This is a genomic window from Streptomyces cellostaticus, assembly GCF_001513965.1.
GTDB classification, from domain to species: domain Bacteria; phylum Actinomycetota; class Actinomycetes; order Streptomycetales; family Streptomycetaceae; genus Streptomyces; species Streptomyces cellostaticus.
Genome location: NZ_KQ948026.1, coordinates 75,118 through 91,259 on the forward strand (window position 1 = coordinate 75,118; position 16,142 = coordinate 91,259).

A 16,142-nucleotide genomic window follows, 5' to 3' on the forward strand; every position below is an offset into this window, starting at 1 on the left:
CGCTCCTGAATATGGATATGCACACTGTGGTGGTGGGGACGTCCGGAGTCACCGCGTCCGACGTTCTCGCCGTGGCGCGCGGCGGCGCCCGCATCGAGCTGTCGGCCGAGGCGGTGGCGGCCCTCGCGGCGGCCCGGGAGATCGTGGACGCCCTGGCGGCCAAGCCGGACCCGGTCTACGGCGTCTCCACCGGTTTCGGAGCCCTGGCGACCCGGCACATCAGCCAGGAACTGCGCGCCCAGCTGCAGCGCAACATCGTCCGCTCGCACGCCGCCGGCATGGGCCCGCGGGTCGAGCGCGAAGTCGTACGGGCCCTGATGTTCCTGCGGCTCAAGACCGTCTGCTCCGGACACACCGGCGTCCGTCCCGAGGTCGCGCAGACCATGGCGGACGTGCTGAACGCCGGGATCACCCCGGTCGTGCACGAGTACGGCTCCCTCGGCTGCTCCGGCGACCTGGCCCCGCTGTCCCACTGCGCCCTCACGCTCATGGGAGAGGGGGAGGCGGAGGGTCCCGACGGCAGCGTCCGGCCCGCCGGCGAGCTGCTCGCCGAGCACGGGATCCAGCCGGTCGAGCTGCGTGAGAAGGAGGGCCTGGCCCTCCTCAACGGCACCGACGGCATGCTCGGCATGCTGGTCATGGCCCTGGCCGACCTGGACACCCTGTACAAGTCCGCCGACGTCACCGCCGCCCTCAGCATGGAGGCGCTGCTGGGGACGGACAAGGTGCTCGCTCCCGAGCTGCACGCCATCCGGCCGCACCCGGGGCAGGGCGCCTCCGCCGCCAACATGCTCGCCGTGCTGAAGGGCTCCCAGCTCACCGGGCACCACCAGGACGACGCGCCGCGCGTCCAGGACGCCTACTCCGTGCGCTGCGCCCCGCAGGTCGCCGGCGCGGGCCGCGACACCCTCGCGCACGCCCGCCTCGTAGCCGAGCGGGAACTCGCCTCCGCCGTCGACAACCCCGTCGTCCTGCCCGACGGCCGCGTCGAGTCCAACGGCAACTTCCACGGCGCCCCGGTCGCCTATGTCCTGGACTTCCTCGCCATCGCCGCCGCCGACCTCGGCTCCATCGCCGAGCGCCGCACCGACCGGCTGCTGGACAAGAACCGCAGCCACGGCCTGCCGCCGTTCCTCGCCGACGACGCCGGTGTGGACTCCGGGCTCATGATCGCCCAGTACACGCAGGCCGCGCTGGTCAGCGAGATGAAGCGGCTGGCCGTACCGGCGTCCGCGGACTCCATCCCGTCCTCCGCCATGCAGGAGGACCACGTGTCCATGGGCTGGTCGGCCGCGCGCAAGCTGCGCACCGCCGTCGACAACCTCACCCGGATCATCGCCGTCGAGCTGTACGCCGCCACCCGCGCCATCGAGCTGCGTGAGGGCCTGTCCCCGGCGCCCGCCTCGCAGGCCGTGATCGAGGCCGTGCGGGCCGCGGGGGTGCAGGGCCCGGGTCCGGACCGCTTCCTGGCTCCCGACCTGGCCGCCGCCGACGCGTTCGTGCGCGGGGGCCGCGTCGTCGCCGCCGTGGAGCCGGTCACCGGGCCGCTTCAGTAAGGCGGAACGTCACAAAGGGAGGGGCTCTGTCCGGCGACAGGGCCCCTCTCGCGTCACTTCAGCTTGGCCGTCTGGGCCTTGATCACCGCAGCGGGCACCGTGTAGGCCTTCTTGGCCATCATCGCGCCGATGTTCATGGTGGTGTACGAGGCGAGGGTGTTCCCGTGCCGCACGACCTCGGCGTGGACCGGGGCGGCGTCCCCGTCCCCCATGTCGCTGGTCGCGGCGAAGGCGAGCGACGCGTCACCGGTGCCCGCGGACTTCTCCTCGGCGACCTTCGTGAACTTCGCCTTCTCACCGGCCTGGTCGCCGGTGAAGCCGCCCGCGCAGGCCTTCACCGCGCCGGAGACCGACTGCAGGGCCTTCTCGGCGCCGTCCCCGTCGTAGGAGGACAGGACGACCACGGTGACATCCAGGTTCATGGAGTTCTTGATTGCGTCCTCGAACTTGCCGTCGGCCAGATCGTCCATGGACGTCGCGTGGTCCGTGGGGTCCTTCTTGTCCTGCGTGGCCATGCGGTTGGTCTCCGCCGCCGCGTCACCCGGCGCGATGCCGGTCAGGACGTGGAGCAGCGGCTCGCACTGCGCGTCGTCCGCCTTGACCGCGCTCTTGGCGGGGGTGCCGCCCTTGACGGCCGTGACCTTGTAACCGGTCACCTCGCCCTTGGCGATGATCAGCTTCTTCAGCTCGGCGGCGCTCAGGGCCTTGGCGGCCGGCTTCGCGGCCTGTCCGCCCTTGCCGTCCCCGGAGTCCTTCGAACCCCCGTCGGAACAGCCCGTGATGAGGGTGAACGACAGCACGCCCACAGCTGCGGTGGCGCACAGCCGCACACCCGATGATCTCTTCATGGGCGGACTATGCGACTTCCGTCAAGGAAACGTCAAGAAAATTAAAAGCCGAGGCGTTCCCGGCGCACCGAATACACCACGAATCCGGCACCGATGGCGAGGAAGGCGCTGCCGCCGATGACGTACGGCGTGGTGTCGAAGCTGCCGGTGTCGGCGAGTTCGGTGGTGTCCTGTGCGGCCTCGGAGGTGGCCGCGGACACCGCCCGGGCCTGCTGGGTGACCTGCGTCGTCGTGGTGGCCGAGGCGGTCTGCGCCGTCACTCTCGCCGGGTCGTCCTGCGACGCGTTGGCGGACGGGACGAACCACAACGCGCACAGCAGGGTCCCCGCGGCGGTGGCGGTCAGCAGCGAACGGCGAGCGGATGACACGGAATATCGATCCCCCTTGTGGCGCTGGCGAATTGGCCGTGTGGGGCGATGTTAGTGAAAGTCGCGGGTCACAGGAAAGTCACGGGAGGTTTCGGTCGTACGCTCCCGGCATGAGCGCTGAAGAGACATCACGGTTTGTACGACTTCGGGTGGAGCTGGTCCTCGAGGTGCAGGACGAGGACGAGCTGACCAAGGCCGCGCTGGGCCGGCTCGCCCGTGATCCGGAGCTGCCGCCGGAGGAGCGGGCCCACGCCGAGGGTGCTGTGACGGAAGACACCGCGGAGGCCCTGGCGTATCTGGTGGATCCGTTCGACCTGGTCAGTGAGGTGCCCGGAGTGGAGCTCCAGCAGGCTTCCTGGTCCAGCGAGCGGGTCGAGTACGACCCGGACTCGCCGGAGTGGGATCTGGACGAGGATGATGGGGCGGACGACGACGAAGAAGAGGTCGGCATCGGCTGAGCGTCCCGGGGCACCCATGACCCCGGACGGCAACCGCCGTCCGGGGTTTCGTCGTCTCAAGGGGGCGCACGGGCGACTCCCGCACCACCCCGCTCCGGGCGGACGTGGTGTGGCCCACATCTGTGAGCTATGTGGAACGGGACGAATCGCCCGTAGCGTTGAAGGTTCCCAGCGGGGGCTCGGGGTTTTCACGGATTCGGCAACGATGGAGAAGCGTGTGATGACGGACAGTAAGCGGCGCAAGGGCCTGACGGTCGCGTCCGCACTGCTCGGCGGTGTGCTGGCACTCACCGGATGTTCCGGCGGCGGCAACGCCAAGGCCGCAGACGACAACACATCCCAGGCCAAGGCCGATGAGGCGGCGGCCAAGAAGTCGTCCGAGGCCCAGATCACGATCACGCCCAAGGACGGCTCCAACAACGCCTCCATCAACAACTCGGCCGCGGTCCAGGTCGCCAAGGGCACGCTCACCGGTGTGACGATGACCACCGCCGACGGCAAGGCCGTAGCGGGCGCGCTGTCCGCCGACAAGACCAGCTGGAAGCCCACCACCCAGCTCCAGCGCTCCACCACCTACAAGGTCGCCGCTCAGGCCAAGGACTCCCAGGGCCGCGCAGCCACCGAGAACGCCTCCTTCACCACGGTCGCCCCGGCCAACAGCTTCATAGGCACCTTCACCCCGGACGACGGGGCCACCGTCGGCGTGGGCATGCCCGTGTCGATCAACTTCGACAAGGCGATCGCCAACAAGGCGGCCGTCCAGAAGGGCATCACGGTCACCTCCAGCAGCGGCCAGGAGGTCGTCGGTCACTGGTTCAACGCCAACCGCATCGACTTCCGTCCGGAGGAGTACTGGAAGGCGGGTTCCACCGTCACGCTGAAGCTCGCGCTCGACGGCGTCGAGGGCGCGCCCGGTGTCACCGGCGTGCAGCAGAAGACGGTCACCTTCCACATCGGCCGCAACCAGGTCTCCTACGTCGACGCGAAGACCAAGCAGATGAAGGTCACGCAGGACGGCAAGGTCGTCAAGAGCATCCCGATCTCCGCCGGCGCCCCCGAGCACACCACGTACCAGGGCCAGATGGTGATCTCGGAGAAGTTCACCCAGACCCGGATGAACGGCGCGACGGTCGGCTTCAAGGACGGCGACGGCAAGGGCGAGTACGACATCAAGGACGTGCCGCACGCCATGCGCCTGACCAGCTCCGGCACCTTCATCCACGGCAACTACTGGGGTGCTCCGTCCGTCTTCGGCAGCGTCAACACCAGCCACGGCTGCGTCGGCCTCCAGGACAAGAAGGGCGCGGGCGACGCGAACATGCCGGCCGCGTGGTTCTACAGCCACACGCTGATCGGTGACGTGGTGGTCGTCCAGAACACCGGCGACAAGACGGTCTCGCCGGACAACGGCCTCAACGGCTGGAACATGGACTGGGCGCAGTGGAAGGCCGGTTCGGCCGTCTGACACCCCGTTCCACAGCTCGTCCGATGCCGCCCCCAGGGGCGGCATCGGCATTTCCGGGCTCTTCCCGGGGCCGGGCACAGCCTTCTCATGGTCGAACGTCTGTGGAAGGAACACGGGTTGACCTTCATCATGGTCACCCACGACTCCGCGATCGCGAAGAAGGCCCCGCGGGTGGCCACCATCCGCAAGGGCCGGATCACCGTCAAGGAGAACGCGGGCACTTGACGGTATTGAGCCGTCAGATCACCCCCGGCATACTTCGGGATCCGGGGGGCTGACGTGCAGGTGTTTTGGACTGCCCCCCCGCCGGGTGAATGGGGAATTCACCCGGTACTCCATCTCCAGGGGGAGAACTTGCGCAGACAAGTGAAAAGAGCAACTGCGGCCACCATCGCCACCGCCGCAGCCGTCGCCCTCGCAGCGGGAATGACCAGCCCCGCGTCGGCGAAGCCCGGCGGGCGTGTCCCGGCCGGTGCCTCCTCGCTCACCGCCAAGCACCACGTCACCCTGATCACCGGCGACCGTGTCGCCCTCGACGCCAAGGGCCGCGTCATCGGCCTGGAGCGGGCCAAGGGACGGGAACACATACCCTTCCAGGTCCGCAAGGCGAAGGGGCACACGCTGGTACTACCCGCGGACGCGACCCACCTGGTCGCCTCCGGCACGCTGGACCAGCGCCTGTTCGACATCACCGAGCTGAACCAGGCCGCCACCCGCAAGGCCCAGAAGAACGGCCTGAAGGTCATCGTCGGCTACCGCGGTGCCGCCGCGGCCGCCAAGGCCGACGTCCGGGACGCGGGCCACCTGCGCCGCAGCCTGAAGGCGCTGAACGCGGACGCCGTGCAGACCCCGGCCAAGGACACCGCCGAGCTGTGGCACGCCGTCACCCACGGCGACAGGTCCGCATCCGGCATCGCGCACGTCTGGCTCGACGGCGTCCGCAAGGCCTCGCTCGACAAGTCCGTGCCGCAGATCGGCGCCCCGACCGCCTGGGCGGCCGGCTACACCGGCAAGGGCGTGAAGGTCGCCGTCCTGGACACAGGTGTGGACACCACCCACCCGGACCTCAAGGACCAGGTGATCGAGTCCAAGAACTTCACCGCCGCGGCCGACGCCAAGGACCACTTCGGCCACGGTACGCACGTCGCCTCCATCGTGGCGGGCACCGGCGCAAAGTCGGGCGGCAAGTACAAGGGGGTCGCCCCGGACGCCAAGATCCTCAACGGCAAGGTCCTGGACGACACCGGCTCCGGTGACGACTCCGGCATCCTCGCCGGCATGGAGTGGGCGGCCTCGCAGGGCGCCTCCGTCATCAACCTGAGCCTCGGCGGCTATGACACGCCCGGGATCGACCCGCTGGAGGCCGAGGTCGACAAGCTCTCGGCCGAGAAGGGCGTCCTGTTCGCGATCGCCGCGGGCAACGACGGCCCCCAGTCGATCGGTTCGCCGGGCAGCGCGGACGCCGCGCTCACCGTCGGCGCCGTCGACAAGAAGGACAAGCTGGCGGACTTCTCCTCCACCGGCCCGCGAGGCGGCGACGGCGCGATCAAGCCGGACGTCACCGCGCCCGGCGTGAGCATCACCGCCGCCGCGGCCAAGGGCAGCGTCATCGACCAGGAGGTCGGCGAGAAGCCCGAGGGCTACCTGACCCTCGACGGCACCTCGATGGCCACCCCGCACGTCGCGGGCGCCGCCGCGATCCTGAAGCAGGAGCACCCCGACTGGGGCTACGCCGAGCTGAAGGGCGCGCTCACCGGCTCCGCCAAGGGCGGCACGTACACGCCGTTCCAGCAGGGTTCGGGCCGGATCGCGGTCGACAAGGCGATCAAGCAGTCCGTGATCGCCGACCCGGTCTCGCTCACCTTCGGTGTGCAGCAGTGGCCGCACACCGACGACAAGCCGGTCACCAAGCAGGTGTCGTACCGCAACCTCGGCGACAAGGACGTCACCCTCGACCTGACGAGCACCGCCACCAACCCCAAGGGCCAGGCGGCTCCGGCGGGCTTCTTCAGGCTCGGTGCGACCAAGGTGACGGTCCCGGCGCACGGCAAGGCCTCCGTCGGCCTCACCGTCGACACCAAGCTGGGTGGCACCGTCGACGGCGCCTACTCCGCGTACGTGATCGCGACCGGCGGCGGGCAGACCGTCCGTACGGGCGCCGCGGTGCAGCGCGAGGTGGAGTCGTACGACGTCACGCTGAAGTTCATCGGCCGTGACGGCAGGCCGGCTCCGTACTACAACGCCGACCTGAGCGGCGTGGCTGGCCTTGCCAACGGCCAGGAGCTGACCCCGTACGACAAGTCCGGCACGGTGAAGGTGCGGGCACCCAAGGGCACGTACATCCTCAACACCGCCGTCCTCGGCGCCCCGCAGGACGCCACCAAGGGCATCGACTGGATCTCCCGGCCGAAGCTGACCGTCTCCGGGAAGCAGACGATCACGGTCGACGCGCGCAAGGCCAGGCCGGTGGACATCACCGTCCCGGCCACGGGCGTCAAGTTCGAGTTCGCCGCGCCGGAGTGGGACGTCACGATCGGCGACGGCCAGTACGGCTACGGCTGGTTCCTCGACTCGTACGAGAACTTCCGCACCGCCCACCTGGGCCCGGCGCTGCCCTCCGGCACGCTGTTCCAGCAGTGGGACGGCCACTGGTCCAAGGGCGCGACCGAGGAGTACGGCGTCGTGGCCGGCGGCCCGGTCAGGCAGCTCGCCACCGGCTACACCAAGCACTACAAGGCGAGTGAGCTGGCCACGGTCAAGGCCCGGCTCGGTGCCGCAGCCGACGGCAAGAAGGGCTCCGTCAGCGCGTCGGGCTGGCTGCCCGGCAGCACCAGCGCCTCCTCCATCGGACTCCTGCAGACCCTGCCCGGTACCCGCACCCTGCACCTGGCCGCCAAGGGCGTGAGGTGGGGCCTGCAGTTCGAGCAGAACGGCGGGGTCGACCAGGACGGCTTCCCGGTCACCGACTCGTCCTACCGGCTCGGCGAGCAGTCCTACACGGCGGGCAGGACGTACACGAAGACCATCAACACCGCGGTCTTCGCCCCGCTCGTCAACGCCGGCCTGGGCCTGTTCCGGGACGGCAACGAGATCTACGGCTCGCTGCCGCTGTTCGCCGACGGCGCCAAGAACGCCGGGTACTCGACGTTCACCTCGGTGACCACGACCCTGTACCGCAACGGCACCAAGGTCGGCTCCAACGACGACCCGCTGTTCGGCGACAAGACCTTCAAGGTCCCGGCCGGTGACGCCGCCTACCGGCTGACCACCTCGGTCAGGCGCTCGGCCAAGGTCGCGGACGCCTCCTCTCGGATCGACGCCACCTGGACCTTCCGCTCCAGGAAACCGTCCGGCGGCTCGGCCAAGCTCCCCGCCTCCGCCCTGTACTTCGGCGCGAAGACCGGCCTGGACAGCCGCGTCGAGGCCGGCCGGACGGTCACCTTCCCGGTCACCGTGGAGGGTTCGGCCGCGGGCAGCAACCTGAAGTCCCTGTCCGTCTACGTCTCCTACGACGGCAGGACCTTCAAGAAGGCCGACGTCCGCGGCGGCAGGATCACCGTCAAGAACCCGGCGAAGGGCAGGAGCATCTCGTTCCGCGCCAAGATCGCCGACAAGCAGGGCAACACGTCGGAGATCACGGTCTACGACGCGTACTTCGGCAAGTAGACGGTCCACAGGTGAGGGGCACGCCCGGATGCCGGGCGTGCCCCTCGCTGTGTCGGTCAGCAGGCCGTCAGCTGGCGCTCATGCCCCGTTCCGGCCACTGGCTGCGCTCCTCGAACAACGAGTTGATCTTCCGGGATGCCTTGAGAAAGGTGTAGTCGGCGTTGCCGTCGTCGGACGTCGAGGTGCGGCTGGCCGTGTTCATCGTGAGCGTGCGGTCCATTTCGGCGGGGTCCTCGCCGAAGGTGTAGCGGATGGAGCCCGGCTGCTCGGAAAGCTTCTTGAAGTACACCAGGGACGCCATTACCACTCGCTCTCGAAGTCTTCCCGCTTGTTGAGCGGAACCATGCTCTGCCAATTGTGGTTTTGGTTGGCAGGGCGTTGCCGGAGCGGAGGCGGATCCAGGCGTCGGCGATCTCCGCGTCCGCGTCGAACCTGCGCGTGACCACCTTGCCGGTTTCGCAGTCCTCGATGGGGTGCTCGGTGTCGAAGACGTGCTTCTTGATGGCGGAGATGTCGCGGGAGTCCTGACGGAAATCGTCGTACGCGGCTTCCGCCCACTTCGTCTGCGCGGGATCGTCGAGGATGTCACGCGGGCGGCGCCGGGCTCCCGTGAGTCACTCGTCGCCGCCCCGTGTCGCGCTCAGGGCGGGAGCGGCCTCCTCCGGCATGTTGGCCAGGAGCAGCCGGGGGTCCGTGAGGGCGGGCATGTCACCGCCGAGGAGATGGCCGACCGCTGTTCATACGTCCGCGCTTCGCCCCGCGAGGGGATGTGTGCTGACGTGGCGCCGGTTCGACGTGCAACCGTGGCGGGGGTGAGGGAGCGGGGAGACAACGGCGCAGACGGCGGGGAGGTCAGCGGACCGCCGGGCAAGTCCTGGCCCCGTCCTGGCCCGTGACGTCTGAAGGCCCGGCCGTGGTTCGGCCGGCTTGCCCTGACGTGCAGATCACCCGCGCCGCTGGGGGCCTGCGGCTGCTGGGTTGCTTGCTCGGCCTTGCCAGCTCGCACCAGACCGTTTTGCGGTCGGCCTCCGGGGTCACGCCCCACCGATGGGCGAGCGCGTCCACGAGAGTCAGGCCGCGGCCGGACTCGGCTGTGTCGGCCGCGGACCGGAGGGCGGGCAGGGCGCTCGGGTCGGGGTCGGTGACCTCGATGCGGGTCTGGCCGTGGTCCGACGCGGTGGTGACGCGGACGGTCACCGGTGTGCCCTCGCCGAGGTGGTCGATGACGTTCGTGAGCAACTCCGTCGCGCACAGGCGGACGTCGTAGTCGTGGTCGTGGAGGTGGTGGCGCAGCTCGGGTACGGCCTTGGGGGTGGCGAGCAGATCGAGTTCGAGGGGAGTCGTCATCACTCGGCCGCCGTCTTCCTGAGCGCGGAGGAGAGCGCGCGGGCTGTGACCGTGGTGCAGCTCCCGAGCACGACGAGTCCGGCCGACGGCGCGCTCGGCAGGTCGACGCGGAGGGAGGGCAACGTGATCGCGTGCAGGGCGAGGGCGGTGCGGAGTTCCTCGGCGCAGAGCGTCACGTCGAAGGGGGTGGGGGAGCGGTCGGGCATGGGGTTGGGAGGCTTCCTGTGCGGTCTGTGACGAACACCTCACAGGCTGTCGCCGGGCCCGCTACCGTGGAAGACGTTTCGCGTCAGCGGCGCGAACGGTGGAAACGGCACGGTGAGTTACGGCGGTGAGCGCGTGGCACGGCGTAAGGACATTGACGGCTCGATGAGCGTCCCGACCTTCTACGGCAAGGAGTTGCGGTGGAAGAGGGAGGCGGCGGGGATGTCGTTGGAGACGTTCCTCGAGGGCAGCTTCTACGGCAAGACGTACCTCAGCGACATCGAGCACGGGGAGCGGAGAATGCCGCTCGATCTGGCTCGGCATGCGGATCGGGTACTGAAGACGGACGGGTTCTTCGAGCGGCATTGCGAGGATGTGCGGAGGGCGCGCAGGGGGCCGCATGCCGCGTACTTCGAGAAGGCGCTGGAGGCGGAGAAGCACGCAGAGTCCATTGAGCTGTGGTCTCCCATCATCTTCCCCGGGCTGCTCCAGACCGCCCCGTACGCTCGGACGCTGGTCCGGTCGGCCCACCCGGCGGCTTCCGACGAGTGGGTCGAGGAAAAGGTGACGGCCCGACTCGCCCGCGCCCGCCTCTTCGAGGAGGACCACTCCACCCCGGAGTACTGGGCGGTCCTGCACGAGTCGCTGATCGCGGATCCGATCCTTCCGCCGCCGGAGATGGCCGAACAGTTGGACCGGATCGTGGAGTTGGCCGAGCGGCGCCGGATCACTCCGCAGATCGTTCCGCGGACGTGTGGCGCGTATCCCCTGATGGCCGCCTCCATCATGGTGATGACCTTCCCGGACGCGCCGCCGCTGATCTACACCGAGGCGTCCTACAGCGGTGACACCATCGACGATCCGGCCCTCGTGAAGCAGTACCGCAAGGCATACGATCGGCTCAGGGCCGTCGCGCTGTCACCAGACACGTCCCTCGCCATGATCAAGGCAGCGGCAGAGGATTACCGAAATGGCAAGCAACGGGATCGACTTGAGTGACGCTCTCTGGTTCAAGAGCAGCTACAGCAACGGGGACGGCGGGGAATGCGTCGAAGTGGCCGGCGACTTCCCCGGCGCCGCTCTCTGGCGCAAGTCGAGCTACAGCAACGGTGACGGCGGCAACTGCGTCGAAGTCGCCGACAACCTCCCCGGCCTCGTCCCCGTCCGTGACTCCAAGGTTCCCCACGGCCCCGCCCTCGTCCTCACCGCCGCCGCCTGGGCCCCCTTCATCACCGCACTCAAGGCCGACCCCGTCGTTCGCTGAGCGCTGACCGACTTCCTGCCGGAGGTGCAGCTTCCGGCGGGGTATTCGTGTTTGCCTGGGCCCATGACGGCTCACACGGTCGAATACATCCGGTATCGCATCTCCGAGCAGCAGTCGGCGGAGTTCCTGTCCGCCTACGCCCGCGCCGCGGCCCAGCTGGCGGCGGCCCCGCAGTGCGTCGACTACGAACTGACGCGCTGCGAGGAGGACCCCGAGCACTTCATCCTCCGGATCACCTGGACATCGACGCGGGACCACCTGGAAGGCTTCCGCAAGTCCGAGCAGTTCCCGGCGTTCTTCGCCGAGATCCGCCCGTACGTCGAGAACATCGAGGAGATGCGCCACTACGGCGCGACGCCGGTCCACGGCACCGGGGCGGCCACTCCCACGCTCTACGTCTGGGCGGGCGGGGCCGAGGCGTTCTCCCGGCTGACGGACGCGTTCTACGACAAGGTCCTCAAGGACGACCTCCTGGCCCCGCTCTTCCAGGACCTCGCCCCGGACCATGCCGCCCACGTCGCCCTCTGGCTCGGCGAGGTCTTCGGCGGCCCCGCCCGCTACTCCGAGACCCAGGGCGGCCACTCCCACATGGTGGCCAAGCACTTCGGCAAGCACATCACGGAGCCCCAGCGCCGCCGCTGGGTCAACCTCGTCCAGGACGCCGCCGACGACGCAGGTCTGCCCACCGATGCCGAGTTCCGCTCGGCCTTCCTGGCCTATGTGGAGTGGGGCACCCGGCTCGCGGTGTACTTCTCCGGCCCGGACGCGCAGCCTCCGGCCGAGCAGCCGGTGCCGAAGTGGAACTGGGGGGCGATGCCGCCGTATCGGGGCTGACGTAGGGTCCCTGTCCGTGACCGCCGCCATCACCGCCATGATCACTGCCGTCGTCGGTGTCCTCGGGACGCTGCTCGCCCCCGTGTTCAGTCAGCGGCATGCCGCGCGGCAACGTGCCGAAGAGGCCGAACAGGCGGAGCGCAGGCGGCTGTTCGAGGAGCGACGGGACGCCTACACCGCGATGAACCGTGCGTCCCGGCACTTCCACACCCTGCTCAAGGACGCCCTGCACCGGATCCGCGACGGCGTCTACACCGAGCACGACCGGGACCAGTTGGAGCAGGCCCGGTTCGACCACCGCGACCGGTACGTCGAGGCGCAGATGGTCGTACCCGAGCGGATCCTGGACGCCTCGCGGGCCGTCAACAAGGTGCTGGCCCGCATGGACGCCGTCACCAAGCGGCTCGACCGGGGACTGGCCCAGGAGGGCGAGAGTGCCGAACGGGCGCTGCTGGAGCTGAAGGAGGCCGAGCCGCTGCTGGCGGCCATGCGGCGCGCGATGCGGGCCGATCTGGGGGTGGAGGACTAGGCGGAGACCGCGCGGGTCGCGTCCGTGCCCCAGCTGGACAGGAGGCGCAGGGACTGGGCTGAGGGGGAGTCCGGTTCCGCGTGGTACGTGATCAGGGACTGGTCGGCGTCGCCCGCGAGGCGGAAGCCCTCGAAGTTCAGGGACAGGTCGCCGACCAGCGGGTGGTGCAGGCGCTTGACGCCGTGGCTCTTCTCCTTGACGTCGTGCGTCGCCCACAGGCGGCGGAACTCCTCGCTCTTGACCGAGAGTTCGCCCACCAGGGCGGACAGACGTGCGTCGTCGGGGTGGCAGCCCGCGTCCATGCGCAGGGCGCACACGATGTCGATCGCCTTCTGCTCCCAGTCGATGAACAGGTCGCGGTACTCGGGGCGCAGGAAGACGAGACGGGCCCAGTTGCGTTCGGCGGGCGGGAGCTCGGCCCAGTCGCCGAAGACCGCCGCCGCCATCCGGTTCCAGGCGAGGATCTCCGCGCGGCGCCCGACGACGTACGCCGGTACCCCCTCCATCGAGTCCAGCAGCTGGCGCAGTGCCGCCCGCACCTGCTGCTGCCGTGCCGCCGGCTTCTTCTTGTGCGACTTCGGCTTGGCCAGGTGGGTGAGGTGCGCGTGCTCGGCGTCGGTGAGGCGCAGGGCGCGGGCGATCGAGTCCAGGACCTCCGCCGAGACGTTGCGTCCGTTGCCCTGTTCCAGCCGGGTGTAGTACGCCACCGACACCCCGGCCAGCTGGGCCAGCTCCTCGCGGCGCAGCCCGGGCACCCGGCGGTGCCGTCCGAAGTCGGGCAGCCCCACGTCCTCCGGCTTCAGCCGGGCCCGCCGGCTGCGCAGGAACTCGCTCAGCTCGGCCCGCCGGTCCAGGGGCCGGCCGGCGGCGGCTGCTTCCGCCTGTTCGTCCATACCGCCAGTATCGGCCGTATCCCATGGTCGTACGTCCATCAGCCTGACCCCGCCAGTGGTAGGCACGGCAGTCGTACGAAGATCTGTGGTCTGGGTGAGCGGCGGCGCCCGCGGCAGGCTGGACGCCGTACCCGGTCGGAAGGCAACCGGGCACGAACCCCCTGCTAGGAGAACCCCGGCATGACCACTGTTGCTGCGTACGCCGCGCCCGCCGCGAAGGCCCCGCTGGAGCGGACCACCATCGAGCGGCGCGCGGTCGGTGAGTTCGACGTCCTGATCGACATCGAGTTCGCCGGCATCTGTCACTCCGACATCCACCAGGCCCGCGAGGGCTGGGGCGAGGCGATCTTCCCGATGGTCCCCGGCCACGAGATCGCGGGTGTCGTCTCCGAGGTCGGCCCCGGTGTGACCAAGTTCAAGGTCGGCGACCGGGTCGGCGTCGGCTGTCTCGTCGACTCCTGCCGCGAGTGCGCCAACTGCAAGGCGGGCCTGGAGCAGCACTGCACCGCCGGCGCCGTCGGCACCTACAACGCCGTCGGCAAGGACGGCGAGCCCACGTACGGCGGCTACTCGCAGAAGGTCGTCGTGGACGAGAACTTCACCGTCCGCATCCCCGACGGTCTGTCCCTGGACGTGGCGGCGCCGCTGCTCTGCGCGGGCATCACCACGTACTCGCCGCTCAAGCACTGGGGCGCGGGCCCCGGCAAGAAGGTCGCCGTGATCGGCCTGGGCGGCCTCGGCCACATGGGCGTCAAGATCGCGCACGCGCTCGGCGCCGAGGTCACCGTGCTGTCGCAGTCGCTGCGCAAGAAGGACGACGGCCTGAAGCTGGGCGCCGACCACTACTACGCGACCAGCGACCCCAAGACCTTCGAGGACCTGGCGGGCTCCTTCGACCTCATCCTCTCCACGGTGTCGGCGCCGCTGGACTTCGGCGCGTACCTGAGCCTGCTGAAGACGGGCGGCGCCCTGGTGAACGTCGGCGCCCCCGAGGAGCCGATCGGGCTGAACCTGTTCTCCCTCATCGGCGGCAACAAGACCCTCGCCGGTTCGATGATCGGCGGCATCGCCGAGACCCAGGAGATGCTCGACTTCTGCGCCGAGCACAGCCTGGGCGCGGAGATCGAACTGATCCGCGCCGACCAGATCAACGAGGCGTACGAGCGGGTGCTGGCGAGCGACGTCCGCTACCGCTTCGTCATCGACACCGCCACTATCTGACCGGCTTGGCTGTGGAACGCCCCAGCAGCCACAGCAGATACGGCCCGCCGACCAGCGCGGTGAGCGCGCCGACCGGCACCTCCAGCGGCGGCAGCAGCGTGCGCGCCGCGAGGTCGGCGGCCACCAGCACCACCGCACCGGTCAGTGCCGAGCACAGCAGCGGCAGGTGCGGGGTGCGGGTGAGGCGGCGGGCCGGCTGGGGTGCGGTCAGCGCGACGAACCCGATCGGGCCGACCGCGCCGGTCGCGGTGGCGGCGAGGACGACACCGAGCGCGGTGAGTCCGAGCCGCACCCGGCCGACCCGCACCCCGAGCGCGGCCGCGGTCTCTTCCCCGAGCCCCAGCGGCCGCGCGGCCCACCCTGCCCACCAGAGTCCGGGGCCCGTGCTGAGTACGGCGATCCGCCGCGGCGCCGACCTGATGCCCGTGCTGCCCTCGAAGTGCGTGACGGTGCGCGGGAAGATGCTGTCGGTGCCGGTGTCCGAGCCCATGCCCGACGCCAGGGTGCTCGGCGCGGCCGAGGGGCCCTCGGAGGCGCCGATGACGCTGTTCCGCCCGCCGTCGGTGCCCTCGCCGGACCCCTTCCCGGCGGCCGACCCGCAGCCGGCCGGCAGGACGCCGACGGCGGACACGGCCAGGACGGCCCTCAACCTCGACGCACGCTCGGCTTGCGCCCCGGGGGTGGCGGTCAGCCCAGGTCGAAGGCCTCCCCGGCGGCATACGACCGTACGGCCACGCCCGCCTCCCCGCCGGGCCGTACGACATGCACGCGCCCGCGCCCCGCCACCCGGGCACCTTCGCCGGCCACCTCCAGCAGCGTGTTCTCGTCGACGGCTACGCCGTACGGCACCGACCCGCGCCCCACCGCCGCGACCAGCCGCGCCAGCGTCCCCCACTGCGCGGCGTGCACGTCCACCGCGAACGGCACGAGCCCCAGCCCCGCCCGTACCTCGATCTCCGCAAGGTCCTCCCCGGTCTCCTCCGGGCACACCGGCACCCCGTCCAGCAGCCACCCGCCGACGACCGCCCGGCGCGCGGCGACGGCAGCGCCCGCGGAGAAGCCCGCGTACGGCACCCCGCGCTCGGCGAGCAGCCGCGGCAGCCGGTCCAGGCAGCCGGCGAACGCCTCCTGATACGCGGGCGTCAGCCCGCCGCACCCCAGCAGCCCGTCCACACCGTCCAGCGCGCCGTCCGGCTCGAACCGCCCGCCGAGCGGCACGAGCAACGGCACGGGCTCACATGCCCCCGCCTTCCCCAACGCCTCCGCATACCGCTCGAACTGCCTCTGCCCGTCGCCCTCGTCGACGATCACACACCCGATCCGCGGCAGGCCTCCCTCTGCGCGCGCGGCCGCCCGCAGAAACGGCTCGTACACCTCGGCGGCGTCCCAGCCGCCACCTACCAGGAACGTATGACCGACCATCCGGGTTCCTCCCCTTGTGCGAGTGTTCTCGCGAGTTTCGCAAAGGGTGAATGTACGGGGGATGAGT

General features: G+C 70.1%; 16 protein-coding genes and 2 pseudogenes. 10 read left to right on the top strand and 8 right to left on the bottom strand.

Annotated features, from left to right (window positions below; genetic code table 11):
* The first annotated feature begins 17 nt into the window (after nt 1–17).
* Nucleotides 18–1,556 carry a histidine ammonia-lyase gene (gene hutH / locus AQI88_RS22915; protein ID WP_067002478.1) on the top strand — a complete coding sequence of 513 codons (1,539 nt, stop codon included), beginning with the start codon at nt 18–20 and terminating at the stop codon, nt 1,554–1,556.
* 53 nt (nt 1,557–1,609) lie between these two features.
* Here the strand turns inward: hutH and AQI88_RS22920 are convergent, their stop codons facing one another.
* Both AQI88_RS22920 and AQI88_RS22925 read right to left on the bottom strand, forming a co-directional pair.
* Entirely contained in the window at nt 1,610–2,404 is a 795-nt protein-coding gene (locus AQI88_RS22920) for a hypothetical protein (protein ID WP_244184270.1), read from the bottom strand.
* 41 nt (nt 2,405–2,445) lie between these two features.
* Nucleotides 2,446–2,772 carry a hypothetical protein gene (locus AQI88_RS22925; RefSeq protein WP_067002482.1) on the bottom strand — a complete coding sequence of 109 codons (327 nt, stop codon included), beginning with the start codon at nt 2,770–2,772 and terminating at the stop codon, nt 2,446–2,448.
* A 110-nt stretch (nt 2,773–2,882) separates the two neighbouring features.
* Between AQI88_RS22925 and AQI88_RS22930 the strand changes: the two genes are divergently transcribed.
* The 4 genes and pseudogenes from AQI88_RS22930 (at nt 2,883) to AQI88_RS22940 (ending at nt 8,361) form a co-directional block, all read left to right on the top strand.
* Nucleotides 2,883–3,230, top strand: coding sequence for a hypothetical protein (locus AQI88_RS22930; RefSeq protein WP_067002484.1), 348 nt, complete (start codon nt 2,883–2,885; stop codon nt 3,228–3,230).
* 220 nt (nt 3,231–3,450) lie between these two features.
* Entirely contained in the window at nt 3,451–4,695 is a 1,245-nt protein-coding gene (locus tag AQI88_RS22935) for a L,D-transpeptidase (RefSeq protein ID WP_208615872.1), read from the top strand.
* An 87-nt stretch (nt 4,696–4,782) separates the two neighbouring features.
* Nucleotides 4,783–4,920 (top strand): annotated as a pseudogene (locus AQI88_RS43395) (ABC transporter ATP-binding protein); the annotation flags it as partial.
* Nucleotides 4,921–5,061: 141 nt separating this feature from the next.
* Complete coding sequence (locus tag AQI88_RS22940; RefSeq protein ID WP_208615873.1) at nt 5,062–8,361, top strand: S8 family peptidase; 3,300 nt, start codon at nt 5,062–5,064, stop codon at nt 8,359–8,361.
* Between the two features lie 67 nt (nt 8,362–8,428).
* Here AQI88_RS22940 and AQI88_RS22945 read toward each other — a convergent pair whose 3' ends face one another.
* From AQI88_RS22945 to AQI88_RS22955, 3 genes are all read right to left on the bottom strand, one after another.
* A complete protein-coding gene (locus tag AQI88_RS22945) occupies nt 8,429–8,662 on the bottom strand; it encodes a hypothetical protein (RefSeq protein ID WP_067002486.1) in 234 nt (77 codons plus the stop codon).
* A 551-nt stretch (nt 8,663–9,213) separates the two neighbouring features.
* Nucleotides 9,214–9,708: an ATP-binding protein gene (locus AQI88_RS22950; RefSeq protein ID WP_067002728.1), complete on the bottom strand. Its 495-nt coding sequence runs from the start codon at nt 9,706–9,708 to the stop codon at nt 9,214–9,216.
* A complete protein-coding gene (locus AQI88_RS22955; protein ID WP_067002488.1) occupies nt 9,708–9,914 on the bottom strand; it encodes a hypothetical protein in 207 nt (68 codons plus the stop codon). Before AQI88_RS22955 ends, AQI88_RS22950 begins: the two co-directional genes overlap by 1 nt.
* A gap of 163 nt (nt 9,915–10,077) precedes the next feature.
* Here AQI88_RS22955 and AQI88_RS22960 point away from each other — a divergent pair, with 163 nt between their 5' ends.
* From AQI88_RS22960 to AQI88_RS22975, 4 genes are all read left to right on the top strand, one after another.
* Nucleotides 10,078–10,911, top strand: coding sequence for a helix-turn-helix domain-containing protein (locus tag AQI88_RS22960; RefSeq protein ID WP_067002490.1), 834 nt, complete (start codon nt 10,078–10,080; stop codon nt 10,909–10,911).
* The gene (locus AQI88_RS22965; RefSeq protein ID WP_067002492.1) at nt 10,883–11,176 is read left to right on the top strand and encodes a DUF397 domain-containing protein; all 294 of its coding nucleotides are present in this window, start codon (nt 10,883–10,885) and stop codon (nt 11,174–11,176) included. The genes AQI88_RS22960 and AQI88_RS22965 overlap by 29 nt, the downstream gene beginning before the upstream one ends.
* A gap of 63 nt (nt 11,177–11,239) precedes the next feature.
* Nucleotides 11,240–12,010, top strand: coding sequence for a group II truncated hemoglobin (locus tag AQI88_RS22970; protein ID WP_067002494.1), 771 nt, complete (start codon nt 11,240–11,242; stop codon nt 12,008–12,010).
* A gap of 16 nt (nt 12,011–12,026) precedes the next feature.
* Entirely contained in the window at nt 12,027–12,539 is a 513-nt protein-coding gene (locus tag AQI88_RS22975) for a hypothetical protein (RefSeq protein ID WP_067002496.1), read from the top strand.
* Here the strand turns inward: AQI88_RS22975 and AQI88_RS22980 are convergent.
* Nucleotides 12,536–13,432 carry a helix-turn-helix transcriptional regulator gene (locus AQI88_RS22980; protein WP_067002498.1) on the bottom strand — a complete coding sequence of 299 codons (897 nt, stop codon included), beginning with the start codon at nt 13,430–13,432 and terminating at the stop codon, nt 12,536–12,538. The genes AQI88_RS22975 and AQI88_RS22980 overlap by 4 nt on opposite strands.
* A gap of 180 nt (nt 13,433–13,612) precedes the next feature.
* On the opposite strand from AQI88_RS22980, the gene AQI88_RS22985 reads away from it, so the two are divergent.
* Nucleotides 13,613–14,653: an NAD(P)-dependent alcohol dehydrogenase gene (locus AQI88_RS22985; RefSeq protein WP_067002500.1), complete on the top strand. Its 1,041-nt coding sequence runs from the start codon at nt 13,613–13,615 to the stop codon at nt 14,651–14,653.
* Here the strand turns inward: AQI88_RS22985 and AQI88_RS22990 are convergent.
* Nucleotides 14,646–15,044 (bottom strand): annotated as a pseudogene (locus AQI88_RS22990) (iron chelate uptake ABC transporter family permease subunit); the annotation flags it as partial. The gene AQI88_RS22985 and the pseudogene AQI88_RS22990 overlap by 8 nt on opposite strands.
* Before the next feature lie 296 nt (nt 15,045–15,340).
* On the bottom strand, nt 15,341–16,075 hold the full coding sequence (locus tag AQI88_RS22995; RefSeq protein ID WP_067002502.1) for a type 1 glutamine amidotransferase family protein: 735 nt from the start codon (nt 16,073–16,075) through the stop codon (nt 15,341–15,343).
* Nucleotides 16,076–16,142: the final 67 nt, after the last annotated feature.

Bases quoted from the DNA above. Each gene is read 5' to 3' on its own strand.
- hutH (WP_067002478.1), top strand. From the start codon at position 18: ATGCACACTGTGGTGGTGGGGACGTCCGGAGTCACCGCGTCCGACGTT.
- AQI88_RS22920 (WP_244184270.1), bottom strand. From the start codon at position 2,404: ATGAAGAGATCATCGGGTGTGCGGCTGTGCGCCACCGCAGCTGTGGGC.
- AQI88_RS22930 (WP_067002484.1), top strand. From the start codon at position 2,883: ATGAGCGCTGAAGAGACATCACGGTTTGTACGACTTCGGGTGGAGCTG.
- AQI88_RS22935 (WP_208615872.1), top strand. From the start codon at position 3,451: ATGACGGACAGTAAGCGGCGCAAGGGCCTGACGGTCGCGTCCGCACTG.
- AQI88_RS22945 (WP_067002486.1), bottom strand. From the start codon at position 8,662: ATGGCGTCCCTGGTGTACTTCAAGAAGCTTTCCGAGCAGCCGGGCTCC.
- AQI88_RS22950 (WP_067002728.1), bottom strand. From the start codon at position 9,708: ATGACGACTCCCCTCGAACTCGATCTGCTCGCCACCCCCAAGGCCGTA.
- AQI88_RS22955 (WP_067002488.1), bottom strand. From the start codon at position 9,914: ATGCCCGACCGCTCCCCCACCCCCTTCGACGTGACGCTCTGCGCCGAG.
- AQI88_RS22960 (WP_067002490.1), top strand. From the start codon at position 10,078: ATGAGCGTCCCGACCTTCTACGGCAAGGAGTTGCGGTGGAAGAGGGAG.
- AQI88_RS22965 (WP_067002492.1), top strand. From the start codon at position 10,883: ATGGCAAGCAACGGGATCGACTTGAGTGACGCTCTCTGGTTCAAGAGC.
- AQI88_RS22970 (WP_067002494.1), top strand. From the start codon at position 11,240: ATGACGGCTCACACGGTCGAATACATCCGGTATCGCATCTCCGAGCAG.
- AQI88_RS22980 (WP_067002498.1), bottom strand. From the start codon at position 13,432: ATGGACGAACAGGCGGAAGCAGCCGCCGCCGGCCGGCCCCTGGACCGG.
- AQI88_RS22985 (WP_067002500.1), top strand. From the start codon at position 13,613: ATGACCACTGTTGCTGCGTACGCCGCGCCCGCCGCGAAGGCCCCGCTG.
- AQI88_RS22995 (WP_067002502.1), bottom strand. From the start codon at position 16,075: ATGGTCGGTCATACGTTCCTGGTAGGTGGCGGCTGGGACGCCGCCGAG.